Below are 19,240 nucleotides of genomic sequence, written 5' to 3'. Positions count from 1 at the left end.
TTAGGACTGATACGTATCTTATTTATACTCGTTTTTGCCTTGGTCTTTTTGGGTGCTTTTTTGCAAAGTATTAGTGGAATCGGTACAGGGTTAGTTGTGGTTTCAGTATTACCTCTGTTTATGACAGTAAAAGACACAACCTTACTTATTTTAACGATCTTAATATTTGGTGGATTGACGGCTGCCATTAAATATTACCGGTACATTGAGTGGAAGAAAATCGCTGAGTTTTTGATCTATGTATTAATTGGTCGACTCGTTGCCTTTTTTATTTTGACTACCTATGGTGAATTAGATGTGATCAAAGTATGGCTTGGTGGCTTTTTGTTCTCAGTTGCGCTTTATCAGCTACTTCTTCCAAGGTTTTCAAAAAAAGCGAAAGTAGCAAGACAATCCCCAAACCGATTGGTTAGTTTTACTCTTGGTATTCTCGCTGGAATTGTTGGAGGATTGTTTGGCATTGGAGGCATGTTTGTTGCAACGTTTTTCATCATGCTTTATCCAAACCAACGCTTTTCCTATATTGTTAGTATACAAGTTTCAGCTATTATCTCCAGTATTTTTTCAATTAGTCTTCATGCTGCAAATGGAGATATAGAAGCCTCTTTGCTTCCATATCTTATCGTGGGGATTATTGCAGTGATTTTAGGTACTGTAGTTGGCTTTAAGTCACTTGATAAAGCGAAACCCCAAACCATTAAAAGAAATCTGCTTATTCTTATTTTAATTGCTTCGTTAAACCTTATGTTATTTTCTTAGATTGCTTTTTGGAAGCTTGGTATGGAATGCCTCCTTTATTCTAAAAAAGTACTTTCAGGTTAAGCGTTTATTAAAAGGCTAAGACGGGTACAAAGAGACTGGACTTTATAAAGGAGTGGTACATTCTTATGGCAGGTAAAAAGAAACTATTATCCGGTGTCTTAATCACTGCAGCTGTGATGTTGGCAGCGTGTGGAGGTGACGAAACGGGTGAAGGTGGAACGATTACGTTAGGTCATACTACATATTCTGATGGAACAGCTTTTGCTTACGTATGGAAACAGCTACTTGAAGAAGAAGGATACGATGTTAATATTACAACGTTTGAAAAGGCATTCTTATTTGAAGGAACCGTTAACGGAGATTTAGATGTAGCTTTTCCGGCATGGTTACCTTTCACTGATGAGGCCTATGTCGCTTTAGATTCTGATGAGATGGAATTAACTCAGGACCATCTTTTATACGAAGGAGCTCATAGTGGGTTAGTAGTCCCAGCCTACATGGATGATATTAACTCGATAGAAGATCTACCTGATGCAATCGATCAATTTGATGGAGAAATAGCTGGTATCGATCCCGGCTCCTCACTGATGCAAATTATGAATAACGACATCATTCCTCACTATCAATTAGACGCATACGAACTCACTAATTCATCTGAACAAGCGATGATGCAACAGCTTGATACAGCCTATCAAAATCAAGAACCCGTAGTTGTGACTCTTTGGAGTCCCCATTATGCATTTCAGGATTATGATTTAAAATATTTAGATGATCCAGATAACGTGTTTGGAGAACCCGATAGCATCTATTATATGGGACGTAACGGATTTGCAGAGGATTTTCCGAAGGCTGACAGTTGGCTGAAGAACAGTTTCTTTGAAGAAGATCAGCTAGCAGAGTTACTTTCTCTTAGACAGGAGTTAGGTGATGAAGAGGAAGCAGCTGCCAAATGGATTGAAAACAATCGTGAGCTAACGAATGGTTGGTTGGATAGTTAATTGGAAGCCAAAGGGTATTCAACCTTTGGCTTTTTCATATATCAAGATGAAAATTAATTTTTAATAAAAGGTTTAAAAGAAAATGAAAAAGGGTAAGGACTTTTTAGATCTTACGAAGAGGTGCGATGAATGTTGAATCAAAATGACGACCTTTTGTTTACCCAAGAAATTGAGAAGCTCAAAGAAGAAATGCTTTATGCCATTGATGAGTCGCTTAAGTTAACGATCCAAAGTGATATTAGTTACTTGGAAAGAATTCTAAATACAGAAACGAGAAATTGTATTACATTACCTAATGCTTACCTAAACTGTTGATCAGCCACTGTAAAGTTCTGTCTACTTATAAAAAAGAAAGCCGGCACCTCATTCATTCACCTACGAATCCCTTCCCTTTACTTAATCAAAGTAAGCATCTATGATACTGCGCCAATAAGTCCAAGCCTTCAAATAAGTTTCTATATCTTTTGGATGATGTTTAAGACAAGTCGCTAATCTAAGATATAAACCGATTAACACACTTCCATATAAGTGATATGGATCTTTTTTGTGTCCAACACGGAGGAAAGATACTACATCGTCAAAAGTTTCCTTAGTTAAATCCTCAGGAGTTGAGCAAAAAGCGTAAATTAAATCGTATAAAGGTTCTCCAATAATAGGAGTCGGATCAATGACCCCACTTAACTGTTTATTTAAGAAGATAAAATTGTGAAAGCCCAAGTCTCCATGAATGAAGTACGAGTTCGCACCGGAAGATATTCTCCGTACAAGATCCCTTAGAAACTTGTGCTCGTTTGACTTCAATCGTGATCCAATGAAAATCCCTGCTTCTGTTATTTCATTTAGAAGAAATGCTTGCCAGGTATTTGTCGGAGCATCTGCCCATCCCCACCCTCTCAGATCATTATTCGGAGTATAGTGATTGATTAAGTCAACGACTACTGTCTTAAGCACATCTCTTTTTGCGGGAGACTCGTTTGCTATAGATCCCTCAATATGTAGATAAACCAAATAGTCATATGTAGGAGAAACGTAAAGCATCCTAGGCAATAATGTTACTGTCTGATAAGTCTGGAGAAACTCATATTCAGCTTTTGTCACTTGATTACAATTTGCTTTTACTACGTACGTATCATCCAAAATATAGACCTTACTCACTGTCCCTCCAGTCGGCTGTTCAACTTGAGTTGGAATCGATTTAATAATCTTCATTTTCATTAACTCACCAACGATCTGTTGTAGGTCCAACGTTTACACCTCCTTATACAAAAAGCACCAAAGCCTTGTTTCGCTTTGATGCAAAAAGACTTGATTAAAATCCCACCTGAGAGACAGCGTAATTTGCATGCTCAGAGCTAAATCCTTCAAAAATCAATTGATCAATTAGTTCTTGTTTAGAGAATGAGGAGTAATCAAGATAGTTTTGTGCCATGGTCACTGCCTGCTCCTGCCAATCAACCGAGACGCTATCAACAGCAAGAGACGCGTGCTCCTGACTGAATCCTTCAAATTCAAGCTGCTCCACGAGCCCTGACTTTGAAAAGGCCGTATAGTCCAAATAGTTTTCAGCAATACTTATCGCTTGTTGCTGCCAATCTACACTTATCGCCTCTACTGCTTCAGTTGCTTCTTCCTGACTAAAGCCTTCGAATTTGAGCTGTTCTATTAATCCTTGTTTAGAAAAAGCTGTGTAGTTAAGATAATTCTCAGCTGTCTCTATTGCTTGATTTTGAGAGAATGTTGTAGTGCTTTTTTCTTCTTCGGCCTTGCGTTCTTCTTCCTCTTTTCTTGCTTGTTCCTCTGCTTCTTTTTCTTCGGCTTCTTTCTGAGCTAGTTTTTCTGCTTCCTTCTCTTCCTGTTCTTTTTTAGCAAGCTCTTCTGCTTCCTTCTCTTTTGCCTCTTGTTCTTCTTCCTTTTGCTTTTCTTTAACGATATTTGTCTCTTCTTCTTTTTCTACTTGCTCATCTGCTTCTTTTTCATCTTCTTTTTTCGTATCCTTCTCTTCAACTTGCTTCTCTTCTTTATCTTTTTCTAGCTTCGGTTCTTTACCATCTTCCTTTGGTTCAACTTCTTCCTCTTCCTCAACAATTTCAGACTCAGCTGCCACTTCCCCTGTGAAAGAAGAGCTTAAAGCAGCTAATCCAGCGCCGAACCCAAAGAATAGAACTGCAGCTAAGCTAATTCCTGATCGAATCAGGTACTTACGTCGGTCCTCCTCGCCCTTAGAAAAACTTAATACAAAAAAGACAATTGTCCCAACCAGCACTAAAAGCATGACGAATAACAGAAAGGCTGCCAACTACATCTCTCCCTCTAAATTTCTTGCATAGATAACCGAGCCGTGTCTAGGTCCGGCCGGTAACTTCACACTTGAGCTAATATCGGTCCAATGCTTTAAATCAATTGATTCTACTATTTCATAGCCTGGTTTTCGGAACGGGTCAACAAACATCATCCATCTTTCATGATTATCTTCATTCTGAACAGAGAACACCGTAGGTCCTTCTGTAAGCTCAGATGTTAACAAATCAGAGGTTTCATGAAATATTCGATTCCCGTTAATTGTTGAAAACTGACATGAACGAATGGCTTTAAATTCTGTTCCTGGATCATTTAACCCTCGTTCATCTTTAAAAAACATATAGTGTTTCTGCTCATCTGTCGTAATAACGGTTGAATCAATCACGTTGTAACCAGGATCAAAAAAGAGCTCAGGCTCTGAATAATGTATGAAGTCGGACGTGGCTACAGACCAAATTCGGTGATCTCGATCCTTTTCGCCAACCGTAGATGACCAAATCAAGCGATACTGCTGTTCATCCACATCAAAGTATGCCTCTGGTGCCCAGCAATTTTTTGTTAGAGGAACACCCTCCATTACAGGAAGTAGTCGTTCATCGCGCCAATCCACCAAATTTTCCGAACGTGCATAACCAATGCTTTGACTATTCCATCCATTTGTCCAAAGCAAATGGAACATACCTTGACGATCTTGGATGATAAAAGGATCACGTATCGTTTTAGTACCTACAGAAGAAGAAAAAACCGGCTCCCCCTTATTGAAGTCCTCCCAATTTAATCCGTCATTGCTCGTTGCCAAAAATAATTCCTCTGCCCCTGTTTTGAAATAACTAAATATGTACATATGCTCCTCACTTTTCACTCTTTAGAGTAGATTTTTCTGAACTGCTCACAGACAACAAGCATGTCTGGAGAAAAGGTTTGGTTATATTCATGGAGTTCCTTAGTAAAAAAAGCCTTGTGGGAATCCCACCAATATACGTAATCCCCTTCTCCTTCCAATTGTACAAACTCAGATGTGACTCGATTCATCGGGATTATCTCAACCACTTGCACTTGAATGACCGCAATAGGCTCATCCTTACTATTCAAGACAATTGAATAATCCCCAATTTGTGGGAGAGGTTCATTCTCCTCCTCATAAAAAAACAATCCAGATGTGGTCGCTTTCTTCTTACCAGTTAGTACGAGTTCAGCCAACCAATCTGGCGAGGCACCAAATTGAAATGCTTCCTTAAAAGTAGTCTTTTCAATGGAATTTGCGAAACAACAATCCGCCCAAAATCTATGAATATCTTTCAACCCTATCACCTTCCAACCACATTAGACATTACACTTTGTATATATTGTTAAAGTTGAATAATCATATTTAGTTACACTATAATAAGATCATACGTTCCCAAATTAGACATCAAGGAGTTTGATTTACTATGAATATGTTTTTATCGTCGTCTTTTGCTGATGTACTAGATTTATTTAAAGAATTTGTTGCCGAAGATCTAGTTGGTAAAAGTGTAACCTTCATTCCCACTGCGAGCCATGTCGAAGAGATTACTAATTACGTAGAAGCAGCAAGATCAGCATTCAGCTCTCTTGGAATTGTTGTAGACATGTTAGATGTGTCGAACACTCCATTTTCAGCAATTAGAGACAAATTAAACAAAAATGATTATATTTATGTATCTGGTGGGAATACCTTTTTCCTTTTGCAAGAACTCCGAAAATCCGGCGCTGACCAATTAATCATTGAACAGATCCAGAAAGAAAAGCTTTATATCGGTGAATCGGCTGGAACCATTATTATGGCACCGAGCATTACATACATCGAACATATGGATGACAAAGCTAAAGGTACTAGCCTCAGCGACAATAAAGGACTCCATTTAATCGAAGGCTACCCCGTTCCACATGTTGGACATGTTTATTTTAATGAGTCAGTAGAACAGATTATAGACAAATACCAATCTTCCTTACATCTCCTGCTCCTCTCAAACAAACAAGCCATTCTTGTAAGTGGAACGGATGTCACTCTTAAAGGGTAAGAACTACCTTACCCTTTTTACCTTCAAGTGTTACCTTTTCTGTCATTTAATGATAACCTTCCTTCTAAGGATTCGACTCTCATTGCTTAATACCTTCTACTGCTAACAAGTACATGGTTTGAGATTCAGCTTTTTTATCCAGCCACTCTCTATATTCTCTTTCAGCTACTACTCGTTCTTCTTCCTTTATATAATCCTCCAAGACCATTTGTATGCCTCTACCTGCCATAACATCTGCCCAAATCCCGGCTCGGTCTTCAAAATTTGTATCTTCACGAATCGTCTCTTCATGCTGAGCCGTTCCATGTACGTGAGTAAGACCTGCATCAGAAAATAAGCGCTGCAGGTTATCAGCGATGGCATTATCCATCCCTGCATCAGCTCGCCATTTAAGAAAGGCCGAGTAGAAATCAATCGTGCTTTTTGGAGGCAAAGGGTCCCATTTTATCTTCTCATGATTGTAATCCAATACGATTACTCTTCCTCCAACTTTTGTAGCTAGAGCCATTTGCTTTAAGGCTTCTAACGGATCAGCTAACCATTGTATGACTCTTGCACACGTCACAAGATCAAATGATTCCTTCTTTTCTAAATCATATATATTTCCCACTTCAAATTGTACATTCGGTATATCTGCGTGCATTGCACGCGCCTTTTCAATAAATGCTGAATTGTTGTCCAGCCCCACAACCTTACCTTGGTCACCAACAGCTATCGCAATATCCCTTGTAATCGCACCCGTGCCACAGCCAATATCAAGAACAGTCATCCCAGGTTCCAGTCTCTCGGCCAATTGTTTATGAGATGTGTGCAATGTTCGTTTGTCTAATATACTTGACTGATTTCCATAAATGACTGCTCTGCGGTCTGCCGTGTGATTTTTCATGAACTCCTCCTCAAATAATCTGATCCATATATACTTACATGAATAGTATTTTAATCCCTGCAAGTAATCGCCAAATATTTTATGAAATTGGAACAATTGAAATCTCATTTGCTTATGAACTTTTAAAACGATTAGAGAATCAAGCTATAATGTATCAGGATAAACAAGAAGAAACGATAAAAGCTATTGAGGAACGTTACAAGAAATATAAAAGAAGAAGCTAAAGAAAAAAGAGCTTTTATTGTAAGCTCTTTAGCAAATTAAGTATGTAGTGGAACAGACGATCCCCACAAATGATACCATCATCAACAATGGATAAGGAAAGAGATGGTCATTGAACGAAATCTCAAAATCCTTCAAGACAATTTCAGCAGCTCAACGAAATAAGAATGGATATGATTTATTGAGGAAAAGGCTTCCGTAGCAACACAGGACCGTGAGTAACTTCAAAAAATGTTAAAGGGTTTACAGGAAGCAGACATTATTTATGTTACAGACTTAACTCGAATCACTTGAAGTACGCAGAATTTATATGAATTAATTGATATAATACAAAGTAAAAAAGCAAGACTGTAAATCAAATTTGCGAAATTAAAAGTGTGTCTACGACTTCATTATATAGAAAGCTGTCAGAAAGGAATAACAATCGTTTTTTATTCCATTAAAGAGCTAGATTATTAAAAAAGAAAGGTGAAAAAACATGAATACAAATCAACAATTAGTGATAAGTAATTTTGAAGAGAAATTAAAAGCATATACTTATGCAGTTAGTGGTGAACTAACAAGTGAAGTAGATTTCGTCTTAGCAAATACAGAAATACCTACTGATACATTTAATGTACTATTGGCAAAGTCTTCAACCTTACAAGGAACATTCAAAGTTAGGCAGGGACTCGATTATTTTTATAAAAAGGAATATCCATTTAGTGTTTGGATGGATGTTGAGCATATGAATGATGATTGGAAAAGCCTTATGCAAGAATATGACTTAAAAGAGGCTGAACGTAATGTGATGATGAAACGTAATAATACGCTCGATGTTAATCAAAGGTCTTCCAAGCAATTAAAAATCACCCAAGTGAAAAATAATGAAGATCTTTTAAGATATGTAGAGGTGTTTATAAGCTTATTTGAAGGCACTCCAGAACAAGATGCACTGAAAAGCTATTTTATTAAGTTTTCACAAGTAAAGTTAGGTCCTGATGTTCAGATGTTTATTGGATGCATAGACGAAATAGCTGTAACTACTGGTTTACTAATAAAAAGCAAAGATAGCTATGGGATTTATGATGTGATGACAAAGGAAACAGTAAGAGGAAGAGGGTATGGTAGTGAAATGTTTCAATTTCTTTTAAGTCAAACAAAGGATAAACAAAAGCCAGTCATATTACAGGCTTCAGATGACGGGAAAAATATCTACAAGCGATTTGGATTTATAGATGTAGGGGAAATAGTTGTACTTGAATAAAAGGTCTTCTTATTCAGCTAACAAGCGTCTTAAAGGGGCAACGAAAAAAGCCCAATTTCTCAACACTTTATTGATAAATTGAGCTTTTTTTATATAGGAATTTAAATCCGCATTTTCCTGACGATCCCCCTAATAAGGAATCACATCATTAATCATACAGAATAGGTTTATTCATATTCCATAACCCAATATTTCTCTCCTGGGTTACCTTCCTCAACAACTTTTTTCCACCCATTATTCTCATAGAAATCTAATGCTTTTTGATTTTCAGTTACACATTTTAATCTTAATGGTTTATTCATTTTTTCTATGGATGCATTAATCAATTGAGCACCTACGCCTTTACCAGAGAAATTTGGGTGAACGAATAAAAGATGTATAAAATTATCTGGTAGGTATAAAGAAACAAATCCAAGGATACGAGAATTCTCCTCCGCTAAAATTATATACTCTCCTACAGTATGCTTATCGAAATCTTCTAGAGTCATTTCTTCTTTATCCACCCAATGAAAACTATTGCGCCGAGATTCTAAATATATCAATCTTAACGCAGGGTAATCTAATTTACTTGCTACTCTAACATTCATAATTTCAATCTCTCTCTTCTATATAATAATTAACTTTGTCTATATAAGATGAATATGCAAACATATCCTCTGCATTAGTCATCGTTACCAGTCTTAATATAAGTATGGTTTGTGCAATTTAATCTTCCAATCTACCTATAACTACTAAATCTAAGCTTCTTTCCTTTCCATGTGTCAATTTGAATTCGTTCTAAGTTGAGGGAATAAAAGAGATAACGCAGTAACACGTCCAACGAATCTTCACCATGACCTTTGCCCCAATACTCCGATTCTCCAATCATAATACCGATTGTTGCTGAGCGTGAGATCCAATTCACATCTCGGTAATCGCATTTTCCGATGTGAGTCTCCTTTTCTTTTGAATAGATTGAAAAGAACTGCCCATCCTCGAGTAGATTGTTTTCAAGGGTGTTTTTCTCTAAGTAATAACTTAAGCCCATATGAGAATTGTTAATCTGATAAGCCTTGTCACTTCCAGACGCGAATGTGACTAACGCTTCATCATTGTTCCATTTAGATACGTTTTGTAGGTCCTCTTCAACGACTGGTCGGAGTTCTGTTAACTTTCCTGCAAGCATTGTACATTCTCCCCTTTATGTTTTACTTTTTTATCGTTCAATGGTATTAATCGTTTTATATAGTATTTGATTTTGAAGCTTGCCTGCACAAACAGTATGAAAGGATGGACACATCATTTGGAAACGTTATTACTTAATCGAAGTGAAATTGAATCGATCATAGACCCCTTAGAGCTTTATACCAGATTAGTTGAAGCCTTTAAATTGGATTCTTCCAATCGGACCGTCGCACCCCAACGAGCACACTCAAGATTACTAAAGGAAGAAAACAGCGCAATGATTTTATTCCCGGGGATAAGCTCTAATGTACCTGCTTATACAGTAAAGGTTCATTCTAAGTTCCCTTCAACTACACCTGCTATTACTGGAGTAATCAATCTCCATGATATCGAAACTGGGAATCTATTAGCTATTATGGATTCTACCTATATCACCGCTGTTCGCACGGGGCTCTCTTGTGCTATTGGCACGCATGTTTTAGCAAATAAGCATGCGAAGAATGTTGCGATTATTGGTGCAGGTGTACAAGGTCAACTCCAGCTACGATCTCTTAGTTATCTGCGAACGATTTCTCAGGTAACTGTTTTTGACACAAACATAGAAAACGCTAAGCAATTTGCTGAGACAATGCATGAAGAGCTACAGATTCCCATACGACCATGTAACTCACTACAAGAAGCAGTAACTGAGAGTGACATCATTATCTCAGCCACCTGGTCCAAAGAGCCTTTTCTTTTTTCACATATGATTAAGGTAGGCACCCATATTACAACGCTTGGTCCAGATCAACCAGGAAAATGTGAAGTGAGTGCAGAATTGATCAAGAAGTCCACCTTTGTTTGTGACAACATCGATTTATCTTTAAAGATGGGTGCAATTGGAGGCGCCGGCTTATTTGAATCCGATATTCACGCAGAACTCGGCGAGATTCTTACTGAGCAGAAATATGGAAGAGTAAACGATCAGCAAATAACTATCTATGGTGCGGTTGGTCTTGCGTTTCAAGACTTAGTAAGTGCTTGGTATGTGTACCAGAAAGCGAAATCATTACATAAAGGATGTTACATGAATTTTTTAGAGTGAACTTAAAGGTGATAGTGTTTAAGTAGCTCGCTCACCCACAACCTCATTCTCTACGTGAAATGCTCGGTAGGATGGTAACAATACGTATATTGCTACTACTGCAAGAATGGACGTTACTCCGCCGAGCATTGTAGCACTTCTTGGGGACAGAGCTGTTCCTACTGCTCCAGCACGGAAGTCTCCTAATTGTGGCCCGCCAAATCCGAGAAGATATTCTACTGAATTCACTCTTGAACGTAAGTGATCTGGGGTGGAGTGGACAACGATGGTTTGATTTAAAACAACCATAAGTGAATCTGCTGCACCTGAAAGCATAAGAAAGAATAATGGTAGGATGATGATTGTATTTACGCTTAGTCCAAAACACATGATCGATACGGCATAAGAAAAAGCTAACACAATGACCGCTTTTCCTTCTCTTTTTACGTTTGAAAGATGACCTGAGCAAATTGATCCAAGGAACCCTCCTAAGGCTGGTGCAGCCATAAAGTACCCTAAGATGGTTGGATCATCACTAAAGTACAGAGCTGTGATAGCTGGGAAAAGCGCAGTAGAAGTCCCCAAAAGCGTGACGCTCATATCTGTTAAGAATGCGCCTTTAATTCGTTCACTCTTAACAATAAATTTCATTCCTTCAACAATCATTCCAACAGATGGTTTCACTGCTCCGCCCTCCGGAAGCATGGCTGGTAATCGGAACACACCATATAAGGCAGCTATGTATGACAAGGCATTAATCAAGTAGTTGATATTCATCGACCAAAGTGATGTAATGAATCCAGCTGTAATTGGCCCAAGCACTCCGCAGAATGTCATAAACACCATGTTTAGTACAGCTGCTGACCTAAACTGATCCTTTGGAAGAAGTCTCGGCATAAAGGTTGCTCTTGCGGGTGCATTAATTGATGTTAATAAGGATTGCATCGCAAGTAAGCCATATAAAATCCATACCTGTTCATTCTGAAAAGCGGATTGGATAAAATAAATAGATGCCACCACGATCTGCCCCATGGTTGTAAACAGAACTAGTTTTCTTCGATCATACGAATCCCCCAAGCTCCCTGCAAATAGCACAAACAAAAGAGAAGGGATCGCGATAAATAATCCAGAAGCCCCTACAGCTAAAGAACTTTGTGTAATGTTATAGATTTGATACATCACTGCATATGCAGCCATGTACCCTCCGAATGTAGAGATTCCGTTCCCTAACCATAATCTCCTGAAATCAGGAGAATGCTTTAAAGGTGTGACATCCACAAATAGTTTTGACGCCATAGCTTCCCTCCCAATGCGAAATTAGATACACCCATTCTCCGCCAATGCTTCTAAATACAATTGAAACTCCTGATTATGTATATCGTCTGCCACCATTCCATGGACACCAACTTGTGCGTGTAGATAAGAAACAAGTTTGTTTGCAAATCCATATACTTTAAAGTTAGACACGCTATTCTCAGATTCCTTCTCAAGCAAGATGGATACCCTTGTGCCCTGATTATGCTGATGGATTAGTCTGTTATATGTACGCGTCTTAGAACTCTCCGCTTTTAACTGTAAGCCATGATACTCGAGTGTATTTCTCAGTTTCGCTAATAATGGATCCTTGTATGCTTCTCTGTCGTCTTCTGTTTGGATCGTTGAAAGGATGTACTTATTGGTAATCGTAAACAGCTTATAGATTGATGTCTCATCTACTTCTTCATCATTAAGGTAATCCTGACTGCTAATAGAATGGAGAGGAATTTCAAACGCTTTAAATGTTGAGGTAAGAGTCTCTTCTACTTCATTAATCTTCATAATCGATGGGTTCATCTGGCTGTACCTAGTCGCTAATTCGAAATTGTACATTTATATGTCCTCTACTTTATTTTCCACCTGAATCGTAATATACTTCTCAGTCCACATTTGCGTACTGACAATAAGTTCTTCTTCTACGTTTTGAAAGATAAATGCGGATCCAACCTTCTCTTTATAATCCCAGCCTTTGGATTCAATAAACTGTACAACTTTTTTATCTGCATTTGCGTACCCCTCGTTCTTATCGCTCTCTGTGAGGTACCACGTGTAGTCTTCTAATTCTGCTATTCTCACAACGTCTTCGCCCGAACGATCAAACAGTGCAACAACCGTACGCGCAGATAAATTTGATACTGGAAACATCGGGTAAAAATAATAGGTTCTTGTTACAAACAAATATACGGCTAACCCTAATACAGCTAAACTAAAAAGAACTCCAACCTTTTTCATCATAACACCCCTTTTAAAATATAACCCTATTTTTCTATATTACACCATTTATGAACTGTCATTTCTTAATTCTTTCTTAAGCCTTTCTAAACAAAAAGAACCAAAGCCCCAGAGAGCTTTGATTCTTTCTGTATCATTCGATTACCAAATTAAGATAACACCCATCAGAATCACAACCGTAGCAAGCATCCTCGTCACGACACCCGCATTCAACCTTTTAGAAATAAAGGCTCCTAGCTGAGATCCTAGTAAAACACCAATTCCAGACCATGCAAGTACAGCCCAGTCAACACTTCCTTTTATTAAAGGAGGGATTGAACCAATCGATGAATAAATGATTAACGCGAAAATAGAAGTTGCTGTCGCTAAATGAACTCTTAATCCAAAAACATACATCAGGATTGGAACAACGATAAAGCCTCCACCAATCCCAAAGAAGGAGGAAATCGTTCCGACTCCGACCCCAACTAAAGGGAGGAACCTTCTTAATTTTTCTTCGCTTATAATAGGAGTTGTCTGTTCAGAAGGTGCCCTGAAGATTAGAAAGAAACCCAGACCTAATAGCATTAAAGCAAAGACCTTATAAAACGTCGCTTCGGGCACAAAAGAAATCAGTGTATGTCCGATAAACGTTCCAGGTATCGCTCCTACAGCTAGAAGCAAACCCACTTTATATTGAATCCTTTTTTGTTTGATATAAGTTATGAGTCCTGACAAGCTACTAATCAATACGATCAACAAACCAGTTCCAGCAGCTTCTTCTGGCGATATATTATAAAATAGTAAAAGCAAAGGAACAAAAATGAACCCTCCACCTGCACCAATGATGACTCCAAACGTACTAGCTATGAATCCTAAGAGAATTAACAAAAAAATGAGCATGCCTTTCGACCTCCAACATCTCCTATATTACAGGGAATGAACGCTCAAAAGAGAGAGGTGCAAGAGGATATATAGCCTATATCGTTTTAGCATAGGTAGGTAAACTCATCGGATTAACCTTCGTTTAGAACGTTTGTAAGGTTTCAGAAACGATTGACTCAAACGTTTCAAGAGCTGGTTTTTCAAATCTTAATGGCTTTTTCACACGCCAAAACGGTCGTTCTATTTTGCAGTTAACTAAAGGAATACTCACAAGAAGTCTGTGATGTATCTCATGTCTGACTGCATAATAGGAAGCAAAACCATAGCCTAAGCCCGTTTGGATGGCATTTTTTACGGCTTGATTTGTATTTAACTCCAAATGAGGAGTCACTTCATACTCATTCAATCGTTCTTTTAATTTTCGCTCTACAATTCGCCGTGTAGAAGATTTGGACTCTCTAGCGATATAGGGTTCGCTCATTAATTCTTTAATATAAATACTTGAACGCTTAGCCCACGGGTGAGTTGGACCCACAACCAATTGAACGTGATCATACGATATGACTTGCTTCTTTAACCGTTGATCTGTTAATTCTCCTTCTATAAATGCCACGTCTACCTGCTGATTATCAAGCTGCCTAAGAATCGTACGAGTGTTATTAATTTCAAGATGTATTGCCGAATCTGGATAAAGCTGTTGGTACCTCGCAAGCACCGAAGGCATGATATATTCACCAATCGTGTACGATGCCCCTACAATAATTTGTTTCTGAATTCCCGTTTCAAGGTGTTCAATGGCTTCTAGTGAATTGTAGTATTCACTTAAGATCGTTTTTGCATGTTCATATAATTCATATCCTGTAGAAGTTGGAGAGACACTCCCGTTTGTTCGATGCAATAGAAGCGAACCATAATGATCTTCTAACGAGTTCATGTACTTGGTAACCGATGGTTGTGTAATGTAAGCCCGCCTACCCGCTGCACTCAAACTTCCTTCTTCAACGATATAGCAGAAAAGCTCTAACCATTTTAAATTCATCTGGACTCACCTTCTTGTTGCTTTCATGTGTTTTCTTTATTGTACATGAAATGCCTGACAATAGAAAAAAGCACCGAAAACCAAGGTGGTTTTGGTGCTTACTTGCTACGGAGTGAGTTCTACGGGTATATCTTTGCTCATCTTATATTGCATACGTGTATACTCAACAAATTTCTCAAACTGTTCAGTATACATAAGTTTAAAGCTCCACTTGAATGTCTTAGTAAGAATCGAATAATACATATTTCTTGGTATCATTGCTACTTCAACCTTAAAGTGAGTCTGACCACCCTTATCAATTAATTGATATCGAGTAAAGCCTATACCTTCTTTTGTATTCGTTTTCACTTCAGCAGCATGAGGCGGATTGTATTTACTATACTCTCCTTCAAGCTCAATGATTTTCTTTCCTACCTTTTGTTTTGTGATAAAGATTGACCCTTCCTTTAAATCTTGTTCATCACCATCATACACATTCTCAACGATAAAATCGTTCCATTGTAAAACATGTTTGTCTTCATTTAAACAAGCGAAAACAACATCCACAGGAACATCAATCATTGCTTCAAACGTAAAACAAATCATTTCTTTCATCTCTTGTCTCCCTATTACTCTCTAATATCTCGATACACGACTCTCGTATGACAAATCAGATTTTATAATAACTTTACACCTTAACCTAATTCATTCAGATACAATAGATACAATTAGTAATAAAACAAGGAGGCCCTATGAAAAAGAAGAAGAAAAAACGTGAATACATTGATTGGCTGGGACTACTTTTTGAGATCCTACTTTATGTCCCTCGCTTAATCTTTAGTTTGGTAAAAGGGATTTTTCATCTATAACACATGAAAATGTAATTACTCACCAGTCTCTCTGAACTTCTTAATCCGCTCAGCAATCTCGTCTCTAACACGCTGGAAGAACGCCCACTTTTCTTCCTCTGTTCCTACTGCTTTTGCCGGATCCTCGAATCCCCAATGAGCTCTCTTAACATGCGCGGGCGTTGTAGGACATTTGTCTGCTGCATCACCACATAAGGTCACTACAAACTCTGCGTTGTTTAGTAGATCACGATCAATCGTATCCGAGGTTTGATTCGAGATATCGATTCCTACTTCGTTCATTGCTTTCACTGCATTCGGATTCAGACCGTGTGCCTCAATTCCCGCACTATATACGTTCCATTCATCAGCTAGATATTCCTTAGCCCATCCTTCAGCCATTTGGCTTCTACATGAGTTACCTGTACAGAGAAAATAAATACTTTTTTTCGTCATCTTTATATGCTCCTTTTTTAAGATAGTATAAGTAACCATAGGTATAAACCAATTAATGTGATAAATAAAACAGGCAGGGTGATGACTACACCTGTTTTAAAATACGTTCCCCACGAAATCTTTACTCCCTTTTGAGTTAACACATGGAGCCACAACAACGTAGCAAGTGAACCAATCGGTGTAATTTTGGGTCCAAGGTCTGCACCAATCACATTTGCATAAATTAAACCTTCTCTTATGATGCCTGTCGTTTCGGTATTCTCTATTGCAATCGCATCAATTAATACAGTAGGCATGTTGTTCATGACAGAGGAAAGAATGGCAGCTAAGAATCCCATGCCCATCGTTGCTAGGAAAAGTCCCTGATCTGAGACCACTTGAATCACATCGGACAGCAGGTCTGTAAGTCCTACATTACGAAGCCCGTAAACAACCACATACATACCAATCGAGAAAAACACGATGTTCCAAGGCGCGCCGGTTATAACTTTTTTTGTTTCGACCGCTTTGCTTTTCCTTGCAAATCCTAAGAAGATAAGTGCGATCACTCCCGCAATAACAGATACAGGTATATGCAAGAATTCACTAACCAAGTAACCAATCAGTAAGAAGGCTAAAACAACCCACGAAAGACGAAACATCTTGTAATCTTTAATGACCTCTGCAGGCTCCTGTAGCTCCGAATAATCATATCGTTTCGGAATATCTTTTCTAAAATAAAGATACAGAACAAGAATACTTGCTAGAAGAGAAAAGAGGTTAGGAACCATCATGCGTGTTGCGTATTCAACAAACCCAATCCCAAAATAATCGGCAGATACGATATTTACGAGATTACTCACGACGAGCGGTAAAGACGTCGTATCCGCAATAAAACCACTCGCTATAATAAACGGGAAAACCATCTTTTCATTAAACTTTAGCGAACGTACCATTGATAAGACGATGGGAGTTAAGATGAGTGCCGCCCCGTCATTAGCAAAAAAAGCTGCAACCACAGAACCTAATAAGCAAACATATGTAAACATAAGAACAGCATTTCCCTTTGCCATTCTGGCCATATGTAAGGCCGACCACTCAAACAATCCAATTTCATCAAGTATTAAGGAAATAAGAATAATGGCGATAAACGTTAAGGTCGCATTCCATACAATACTCGTCACATCTATGACATCAGTGAATGATACAACACCAACCAAAAGAGCCAGAATCGCTCCCCCACATGCCGACCAGCCGATATTCAATTGCCTCGGTTGCCATATAACAAAAACCAACGTTAAAACAAAGATAGCCGAAGCTAAAACCACTGAACTCAAAATAAACGTTCCCCTCTCACTACTCTACATCCTCTTTCGTATAAAAATATTCCCACTCAATTCCATTTGGATCGGTCACCCAAAACTTATCCTGAATGGCATGACAGCAATTCACATCCATTTCCTCTCTTGCAAAAAAACCCACCTTCTCTAGCCTTGTTTTATGAAAGAGTACATCTGCTGCAGAATCAACTTGAACACCCAAATGGTTAATTTGCTTTCCTTCAAACGTCTCTACTTCTTTTAATGTCAGATTTAAAGCAGGAGAATCCGTTAGAAACTTTACGTAGTTCCCCTTTTCTTTTACTGGAGTCACACCGAAGAAACGCTCGTAAAATGCCCTACTCTCTTTTAAACATTTAACATGTAAACCAATGTGAACATATGTCATCTTATTTGCTCCTTCTTGAATCAAATTTTTTTGATTAATGGGCTAAAAAAGAAAGCCGCTAGCTTGATGGCTTTAATACACAGCACAATTGTTCTGACAATAGCTGATCCATGACATGCTTATTCACAGCATAATAACTCCATGTACCCTTTGTTTCTTTAGTCAGTAAATCCGCATTCATTAGGATCTTTAAATGATAAGACAATTTCGACTGAGGCATATTCATATCCTCAACCAAATCGCACACGCAGGTTTGCCCTTTTGTACTTAACAAATGAAGCAGTTGAATTCGTTTCTTATCCGCTAAGGCTTTAAATTGTGTTTCAAGTACATCAAAATCATATTCTTTTGGTTTACAATCTTGTATCTGCATGCTTTCACCTCCTTAATCAACTTTTTTTGATTAAATAAAGTTTATAGGATTAAAGAAGATTAATCAAGAAAATTTGATGTATTAGTTACATTAGTCTTTTTTCAATGATCCCATTCATTTTAGATAATTAATTCGTTGAACCCTTCCACCGGATTAAATAACAAAAATAAAAGATTAAGTGCCCCACACAGCTTATTATTATAAGGGTAATTGCTGCAGGCCAATCCGTATAGAAGCGACCTCCACTAATATACATCAAACAAATGAATCCACTTATAAACCCTGCTAATAAATAGGCTAAAAACCCTATCACGTTATATTTTTCTCGTATCCATCTAATACTGAAATGAGATAAAGGAATAAATATAAAATATGCTGGCGATGCATAAAACAGAAACAATATTAAGAAGTTATAATTAGAGTCTCCTGTTGCTAATAGTATAAACCAAACTAGTAGAATTAGTATGATATAAGAACCGATAAAAGATATTAGAAACCTCAAACTAGTACCTCCCTAGGTTAATATTGCTTCAAATCTACCAATTGGAACGTTTGACAAACCAAAGTCATCATTTCATCAAACTCAATATCTGCTTCCCGACACTTTTCATAGAAAAACCTTCTATGAATCTCGTACCAATTCTCATAAGTTCCATCACCTTCAGACACTGCAAACTCTTCGGTAACTTCGTTCATGGGAACCATATCAACCTTAGTTAGTTGTATAATGGCCCGTGGTTCATTTTTACTATCAAGAATGATGCTGTAGTCTCCAGGTTGAGGCATTCTTTTATTTTCAATGGTATAAAAAATTGCACCGTAACAGGTCGCTGTTTTTCTACCATTTATAATCAACTCAAGTAAGTGATCTGGTTGATCACCAAACTGACCAGCATCCACTACTTTTCCAATACTATCTTTACTCTCCCAATAGTCTTGCCAATATTGAGTAGCTAGTTCGTTCATTAAAATTCTCCTCTGCTATGGAATGTCTTAATGAATCATTCGATGCTATTTCAAAACTT

Annotated in this window: 25 protein-coding genes and 1 pseudogene; 8 read left to right on the top strand and 18 right to left on the bottom strand. The window is 37.9% G+C overall.

The features are described 5' to 3' along the window. Positions 1–39 precede the first annotated feature (39 nt). The 3 genes from JNO66_RS14420 (at position 40) to JNO66_RS14410 (ending at position 2,075) form a co-directional block, all read left to right on the top strand. Entirely contained in the window at positions 40–759 is a 720-nt protein-coding gene (locus JNO66_RS14420; protein WP_210340885.1) for a sulfite exporter TauE/SafE family protein, read from the top strand. A 128-nt stretch (positions 760–887) separates the two neighbouring features. Then, positions 888–1,760, top strand: a complete 873-nt coding sequence (locus tag JNO66_RS14415) for a glycine betaine ABC transporter substrate-binding protein (RefSeq protein ID WP_203089147.1) — start codon at positions 888–890, stop codon at positions 1,758–1,760. Positions 1,761–1,889: 129 nt separating this feature from the next. Beyond that, positions 1,890–2,075 (top strand): hypothetical protein, encoded by a 186-nt coding sequence (locus JNO66_RS14410; RefSeq protein ID WP_203089145.1) that lies wholly within the window; start codon positions 1,890–1,892, stop codon positions 2,073–2,075. An 81-nt stretch (positions 2,076–2,156) separates the two neighbouring features. Here JNO66_RS14410 and JNO66_RS14405 read toward each other — a convergent pair whose 3' ends face one another. The 4 genes from JNO66_RS14405 to JNO66_RS14390 form a co-directional block, all read right to left on the bottom strand. Continuing rightward, on the bottom strand, positions 2,157–3,005 hold the full coding sequence (locus JNO66_RS14405) for a phosphotransferase (RefSeq protein ID WP_203089143.1): 849 nt from the start codon (positions 3,003–3,005) through the stop codon (positions 2,157–2,159). 64 nt (positions 3,006–3,069) lie between these two features. Further along, entirely contained in the window at positions 3,070–4,056 is a 987-nt protein-coding gene (locus tag JNO66_RS14400; protein WP_203089141.1) for an Ltp family lipoprotein, read from the bottom strand. Beyond that, positions 4,057–4,857: a glycoside hydrolase family 43 protein gene (locus JNO66_RS14395; RefSeq protein WP_246483290.1), complete on the bottom strand. Its 801-nt coding sequence runs from the start codon at positions 4,855–4,857 to the stop codon at positions 4,057–4,059. 59 nt (positions 4,858–4,916) lie between these two features. Next, a complete protein-coding gene (locus tag JNO66_RS14390; RefSeq protein ID WP_203089137.1) occupies positions 4,917–5,360 on the bottom strand; it encodes an ASCH domain-containing protein in 444 nt (147 codons plus the stop codon). Positions 5,361–5,488: 128 nt separating this feature from the next. Here JNO66_RS14390 and JNO66_RS14385 point away from each other — a divergent pair, with 128 nt between their 5' ends. Further along, on the top strand, positions 5,489–6,100 hold the full coding sequence (locus JNO66_RS14385) for a Type 1 glutamine amidotransferase-like domain-containing protein (RefSeq protein WP_246483289.1): 612 nt from the start codon (positions 5,489–5,491) through the stop codon (positions 6,098–6,100). Positions 6,101–6,179: 79 nt separating this feature from the next. Here JNO66_RS14385 and JNO66_RS14380 read toward each other — a convergent pair whose 3' ends face one another. Then, positions 6,180–6,986, bottom strand: coding sequence for a methyltransferase domain-containing protein (locus tag JNO66_RS14380; RefSeq protein WP_203089135.1), 807 nt, complete (start codon positions 6,984–6,986; stop codon positions 6,180–6,182). Between the two features lie 38 nt (positions 6,987–7,024). Between JNO66_RS14380 and JNO66_RS20470 the strand changes: the two genes are divergently transcribed. The 3 genes and pseudogenes from JNO66_RS20470 to JNO66_RS14370 all read left to right on the top strand — a co-directional run bounded on the left by JNO66_RS20470 (position 7,025) and on the right by JNO66_RS14370 (position 8,454). After that, a complete protein-coding gene (locus JNO66_RS20470; protein WP_210340884.1) occupies positions 7,025–7,210 on the top strand; it encodes a hypothetical protein in 186 nt (61 codons plus the stop codon). Between the two features lie 120 nt (positions 7,211–7,330). After that, positions 7,331–7,499 (top strand): annotated as a pseudogene (locus JNO66_RS20995) (recombinase family protein); the annotation flags it as partial. 187 nt (positions 7,500–7,686) lie between these two features. Then, positions 7,687–8,454 (top strand): GNAT family N-acetyltransferase, encoded by a 768-nt coding sequence (locus JNO66_RS14370; RefSeq protein WP_203089133.1) that lies wholly within the window; start codon positions 7,687–7,689, stop codon positions 8,452–8,454. Positions 8,455–8,621: 167 nt separating this feature from the next. On the opposite strand, the gene JNO66_RS14365 is transcribed toward JNO66_RS14370, so the two are convergent. Next, the gene (locus tag JNO66_RS14365; RefSeq protein WP_203089132.1) at positions 8,622–9,041 is read right to left on the bottom strand and encodes a GNAT family N-acetyltransferase; all 420 of its coding nucleotides are present in this window, start codon (positions 9,039–9,041) and stop codon (positions 8,622–8,624) included. 131 nt (positions 9,042–9,172) lie between these two features. Continuing rightward, the gene (locus JNO66_RS14360; RefSeq protein WP_203089131.1) at positions 9,173–9,619 is read right to left on the bottom strand and encodes a GNAT family N-acetyltransferase; all 447 of its coding nucleotides are present in this window, start codon (positions 9,617–9,619) and stop codon (positions 9,173–9,175) included. 117 nt (positions 9,620–9,736) lie between these two features. Between JNO66_RS14360 and JNO66_RS14355 the strand changes: the two genes are divergently transcribed. Further along, the gene (locus tag JNO66_RS14355; RefSeq protein WP_203089130.1) at positions 9,737–10,702 is read left to right on the top strand and encodes an ornithine cyclodeaminase family protein; all 966 of its coding nucleotides are present in this window, start codon (positions 9,737–9,739) and stop codon (positions 10,700–10,702) included. Between the two features lie 18 nt (positions 10,703–10,720). On the opposite strand, the gene JNO66_RS14350 is transcribed toward JNO66_RS14355, so the two are convergent. The 11 genes from JNO66_RS14350 to JNO66_RS14300 all read right to left on the bottom strand — a co-directional run bounded on the left by JNO66_RS14350 (position 10,721) and on the right by JNO66_RS14300 (position 19,181). Continuing rightward, positions 10,721–11,977, bottom strand: a complete 1,257-nt coding sequence (locus JNO66_RS14350; protein ID WP_203089129.1) for an MFS transporter — start codon at positions 11,975–11,977, stop codon at positions 10,721–10,723. A 21-nt stretch (positions 11,978–11,998) separates the two neighbouring features. Continuing rightward, positions 11,999–12,550, bottom strand: a complete 552-nt coding sequence (locus JNO66_RS14345; RefSeq protein WP_203089128.1) for a hypothetical protein — start codon at positions 12,548–12,550, stop codon at positions 11,999–12,001. Next, a complete protein-coding gene (locus JNO66_RS14340; RefSeq protein WP_203089127.1) occupies positions 12,551–12,949 on the bottom strand; it encodes a hypothetical protein in 399 nt (132 codons plus the stop codon). A gap of 141 nt (positions 12,950–13,090) precedes the next feature. Further along, a complete protein-coding gene (locus JNO66_RS14335; RefSeq protein WP_203089126.1) occupies positions 13,091–13,831 on the bottom strand; it encodes a sulfite exporter TauE/SafE family protein in 741 nt (246 codons plus the stop codon). A gap of 124 nt (positions 13,832–13,955) precedes the next feature. Then, complete coding sequence (locus JNO66_RS14330) at positions 13,956–14,852, bottom strand: LysR family transcriptional regulator (RefSeq protein ID WP_203089125.1); 897 nt, start codon at positions 14,850–14,852, stop codon at positions 13,956–13,958. Between the two features lie 105 nt (positions 14,853–14,957). Next, on the bottom strand, positions 14,958–15,446 hold the full coding sequence (locus JNO66_RS14325; protein WP_203089123.1) for an SRPBCC family protein: 489 nt from the start codon (positions 15,444–15,446) through the stop codon (positions 14,958–14,960). Between the two features lie 269 nt (positions 15,447–15,715). Next, complete coding sequence (arsC, locus tag JNO66_RS14320) at positions 15,716–16,135, bottom strand: arsenate reductase (thioredoxin) (protein ID WP_203089121.1); 420 nt, start codon at positions 16,133–16,135, stop codon at positions 15,716–15,718. A 17-nt stretch (positions 16,136–16,152) separates the two neighbouring features. Next, entirely contained in the window at positions 16,153–17,451 is a 1,299-nt protein-coding gene (locus tag JNO66_RS14315) for an arsenic transporter (protein WP_210340883.1), read from the bottom strand. A gap of 19 nt (positions 17,452–17,470) precedes the next feature. Beyond that, positions 17,471–17,842: an ArsI/CadI family heavy metal resistance metalloenzyme gene (locus tag JNO66_RS14310; RefSeq protein WP_203089120.1), complete on the bottom strand. Its 372-nt coding sequence runs from the start codon at positions 17,840–17,842 to the stop codon at positions 17,471–17,473. A 58-nt stretch (positions 17,843–17,900) separates the two neighbouring features. Then, entirely contained in the window at positions 17,901–18,215 is a 315-nt protein-coding gene (locus JNO66_RS14305) for an ArsR/SmtB family transcription factor (protein ID WP_203089119.1), read from the bottom strand. Positions 18,216–18,734: 519 nt separating this feature from the next. After that, positions 18,735–19,181: an ASCH domain-containing protein gene (locus JNO66_RS14300; protein WP_203089118.1), complete on the bottom strand. Its 447-nt coding sequence runs from the start codon at positions 19,179–19,181 to the stop codon at positions 18,735–18,737. Positions 19,182–19,240 lie beyond the last annotated feature (59 nt).

It is taken from the genome of Alkalicoccobacillus gibsonii, from assembly GCF_016798245.1.
GTDB lineage: Bacteria > Bacillota > Bacilli > Bacillales > Bacillaceae_D > Alkalicoccobacillus > Alkalicoccobacillus gibsonii.
The sequence above is the reverse complement of the archived record's forward strand: the minus strand, read 5'-3'. Positions and strand labels throughout refer to the sequence as shown.

Bases quoted from the DNA above. Each gene is read 5' to 3' on its own strand.
- JNO66_RS14415 (WP_203089147.1), top strand. From the start codon at position 888: ATGGCAGGTAAAAAGAAACTATTATCCGGTGTCTTAATCACTGCAGCT.
- JNO66_RS14410 (WP_203089145.1), top strand. From the start codon at position 1,890: ATGTTGAATCAAAATGACGACCTTTTGTTTACCCAAGAAATTGAGAAG.
- JNO66_RS14385 (WP_246483289.1), top strand. From the start codon at position 5,489: ATGAATATGTTTTTATCGTCGTCTTTTGCTGATGTACTAGATTTATTT.
- JNO66_RS14380 (WP_203089135.1), bottom strand. From the start codon at position 6,986: ATGAAAAATCACACGGCAGACCGCAGAGCAGTCATTTATGGAAATCAG.
- JNO66_RS20470 (WP_210340884.1), top strand. From the start codon at position 7,025: ATGAATAGTATTTTAATCCCTGCAAGTAATCGCCAAATATTTTATGAA.
- JNO66_RS14370 (WP_203089133.1), top strand. From the start codon at position 7,687: ATGAATACAAATCAACAATTAGTGATAAGTAATTTTGAAGAGAAATTA.
- JNO66_RS14365 (WP_203089132.1), bottom strand. From the start codon at position 9,041: ATGAATGTTAGAGTAGCAAGTAAATTAGATTACCCTGCGTTAAGATTG.
- JNO66_RS14360 (WP_203089131.1), bottom strand. From the start codon at position 9,619: ATGCTTGCAGGAAAGTTAACAGAACTCCGACCAGTCGTTGAAGAGGAC.
- JNO66_RS14350 (WP_203089129.1), bottom strand. From the start codon at position 11,977: ATGGCGTCAAAACTATTTGTGGATGTCACACCTTTAAAGCATTCTCCT.
- JNO66_RS14345 (WP_203089128.1), bottom strand. From the start codon at position 12,550: ATGTACAATTTCGAATTAGCGACTAGGTACAGCCAGATGAACCCATCG.
- JNO66_RS14340 (WP_203089127.1), bottom strand. From the start codon at position 12,949: ATGAAAAAGGTTGGAGTTCTTTTTAGTTTAGCTGTATTAGGGTTAGCC.
- JNO66_RS14335 (WP_203089126.1), bottom strand. From the start codon at position 13,831: ATGCTCATTTTTTTGTTAATTCTCTTAGGATTCATAGCTAGTACGTTT.
- JNO66_RS14330 (WP_203089125.1), bottom strand. From the start codon at position 14,852: ATGAATTTAAAATGGTTAGAGCTTTTCTGCTATATCGTTGAAGAAGGA.
- JNO66_RS14325 (WP_203089123.1), bottom strand. From the start codon at position 15,446: ATGAAAGAAATGATTTGTTTTACGTTTGAAGCAATGATTGATGTTCCT.
- arsC (WP_203089121.1), bottom strand. From the start codon at position 16,135: ATGACGAAAAAAAGTATTTATTTTCTCTGTACAGGTAACTCATGTAGA.
- JNO66_RS14310 (WP_203089120.1), bottom strand. From the start codon at position 17,842: ATGACATATGTTCACATTGGTTTACATGTTAAATGTTTAAAAGAGAGT.
- JNO66_RS14305 (WP_203089119.1), bottom strand. From the start codon at position 18,215: ATGCAGATACAAGATTGTAAACCAAAAGAATATGATTTTGATGTACTT.
- JNO66_RS14300 (WP_203089118.1), bottom strand. From the start codon at position 19,181: ATGAACGAACTAGCTACTCAATATTGGCAAGACTATTGGGAGAGTAAA.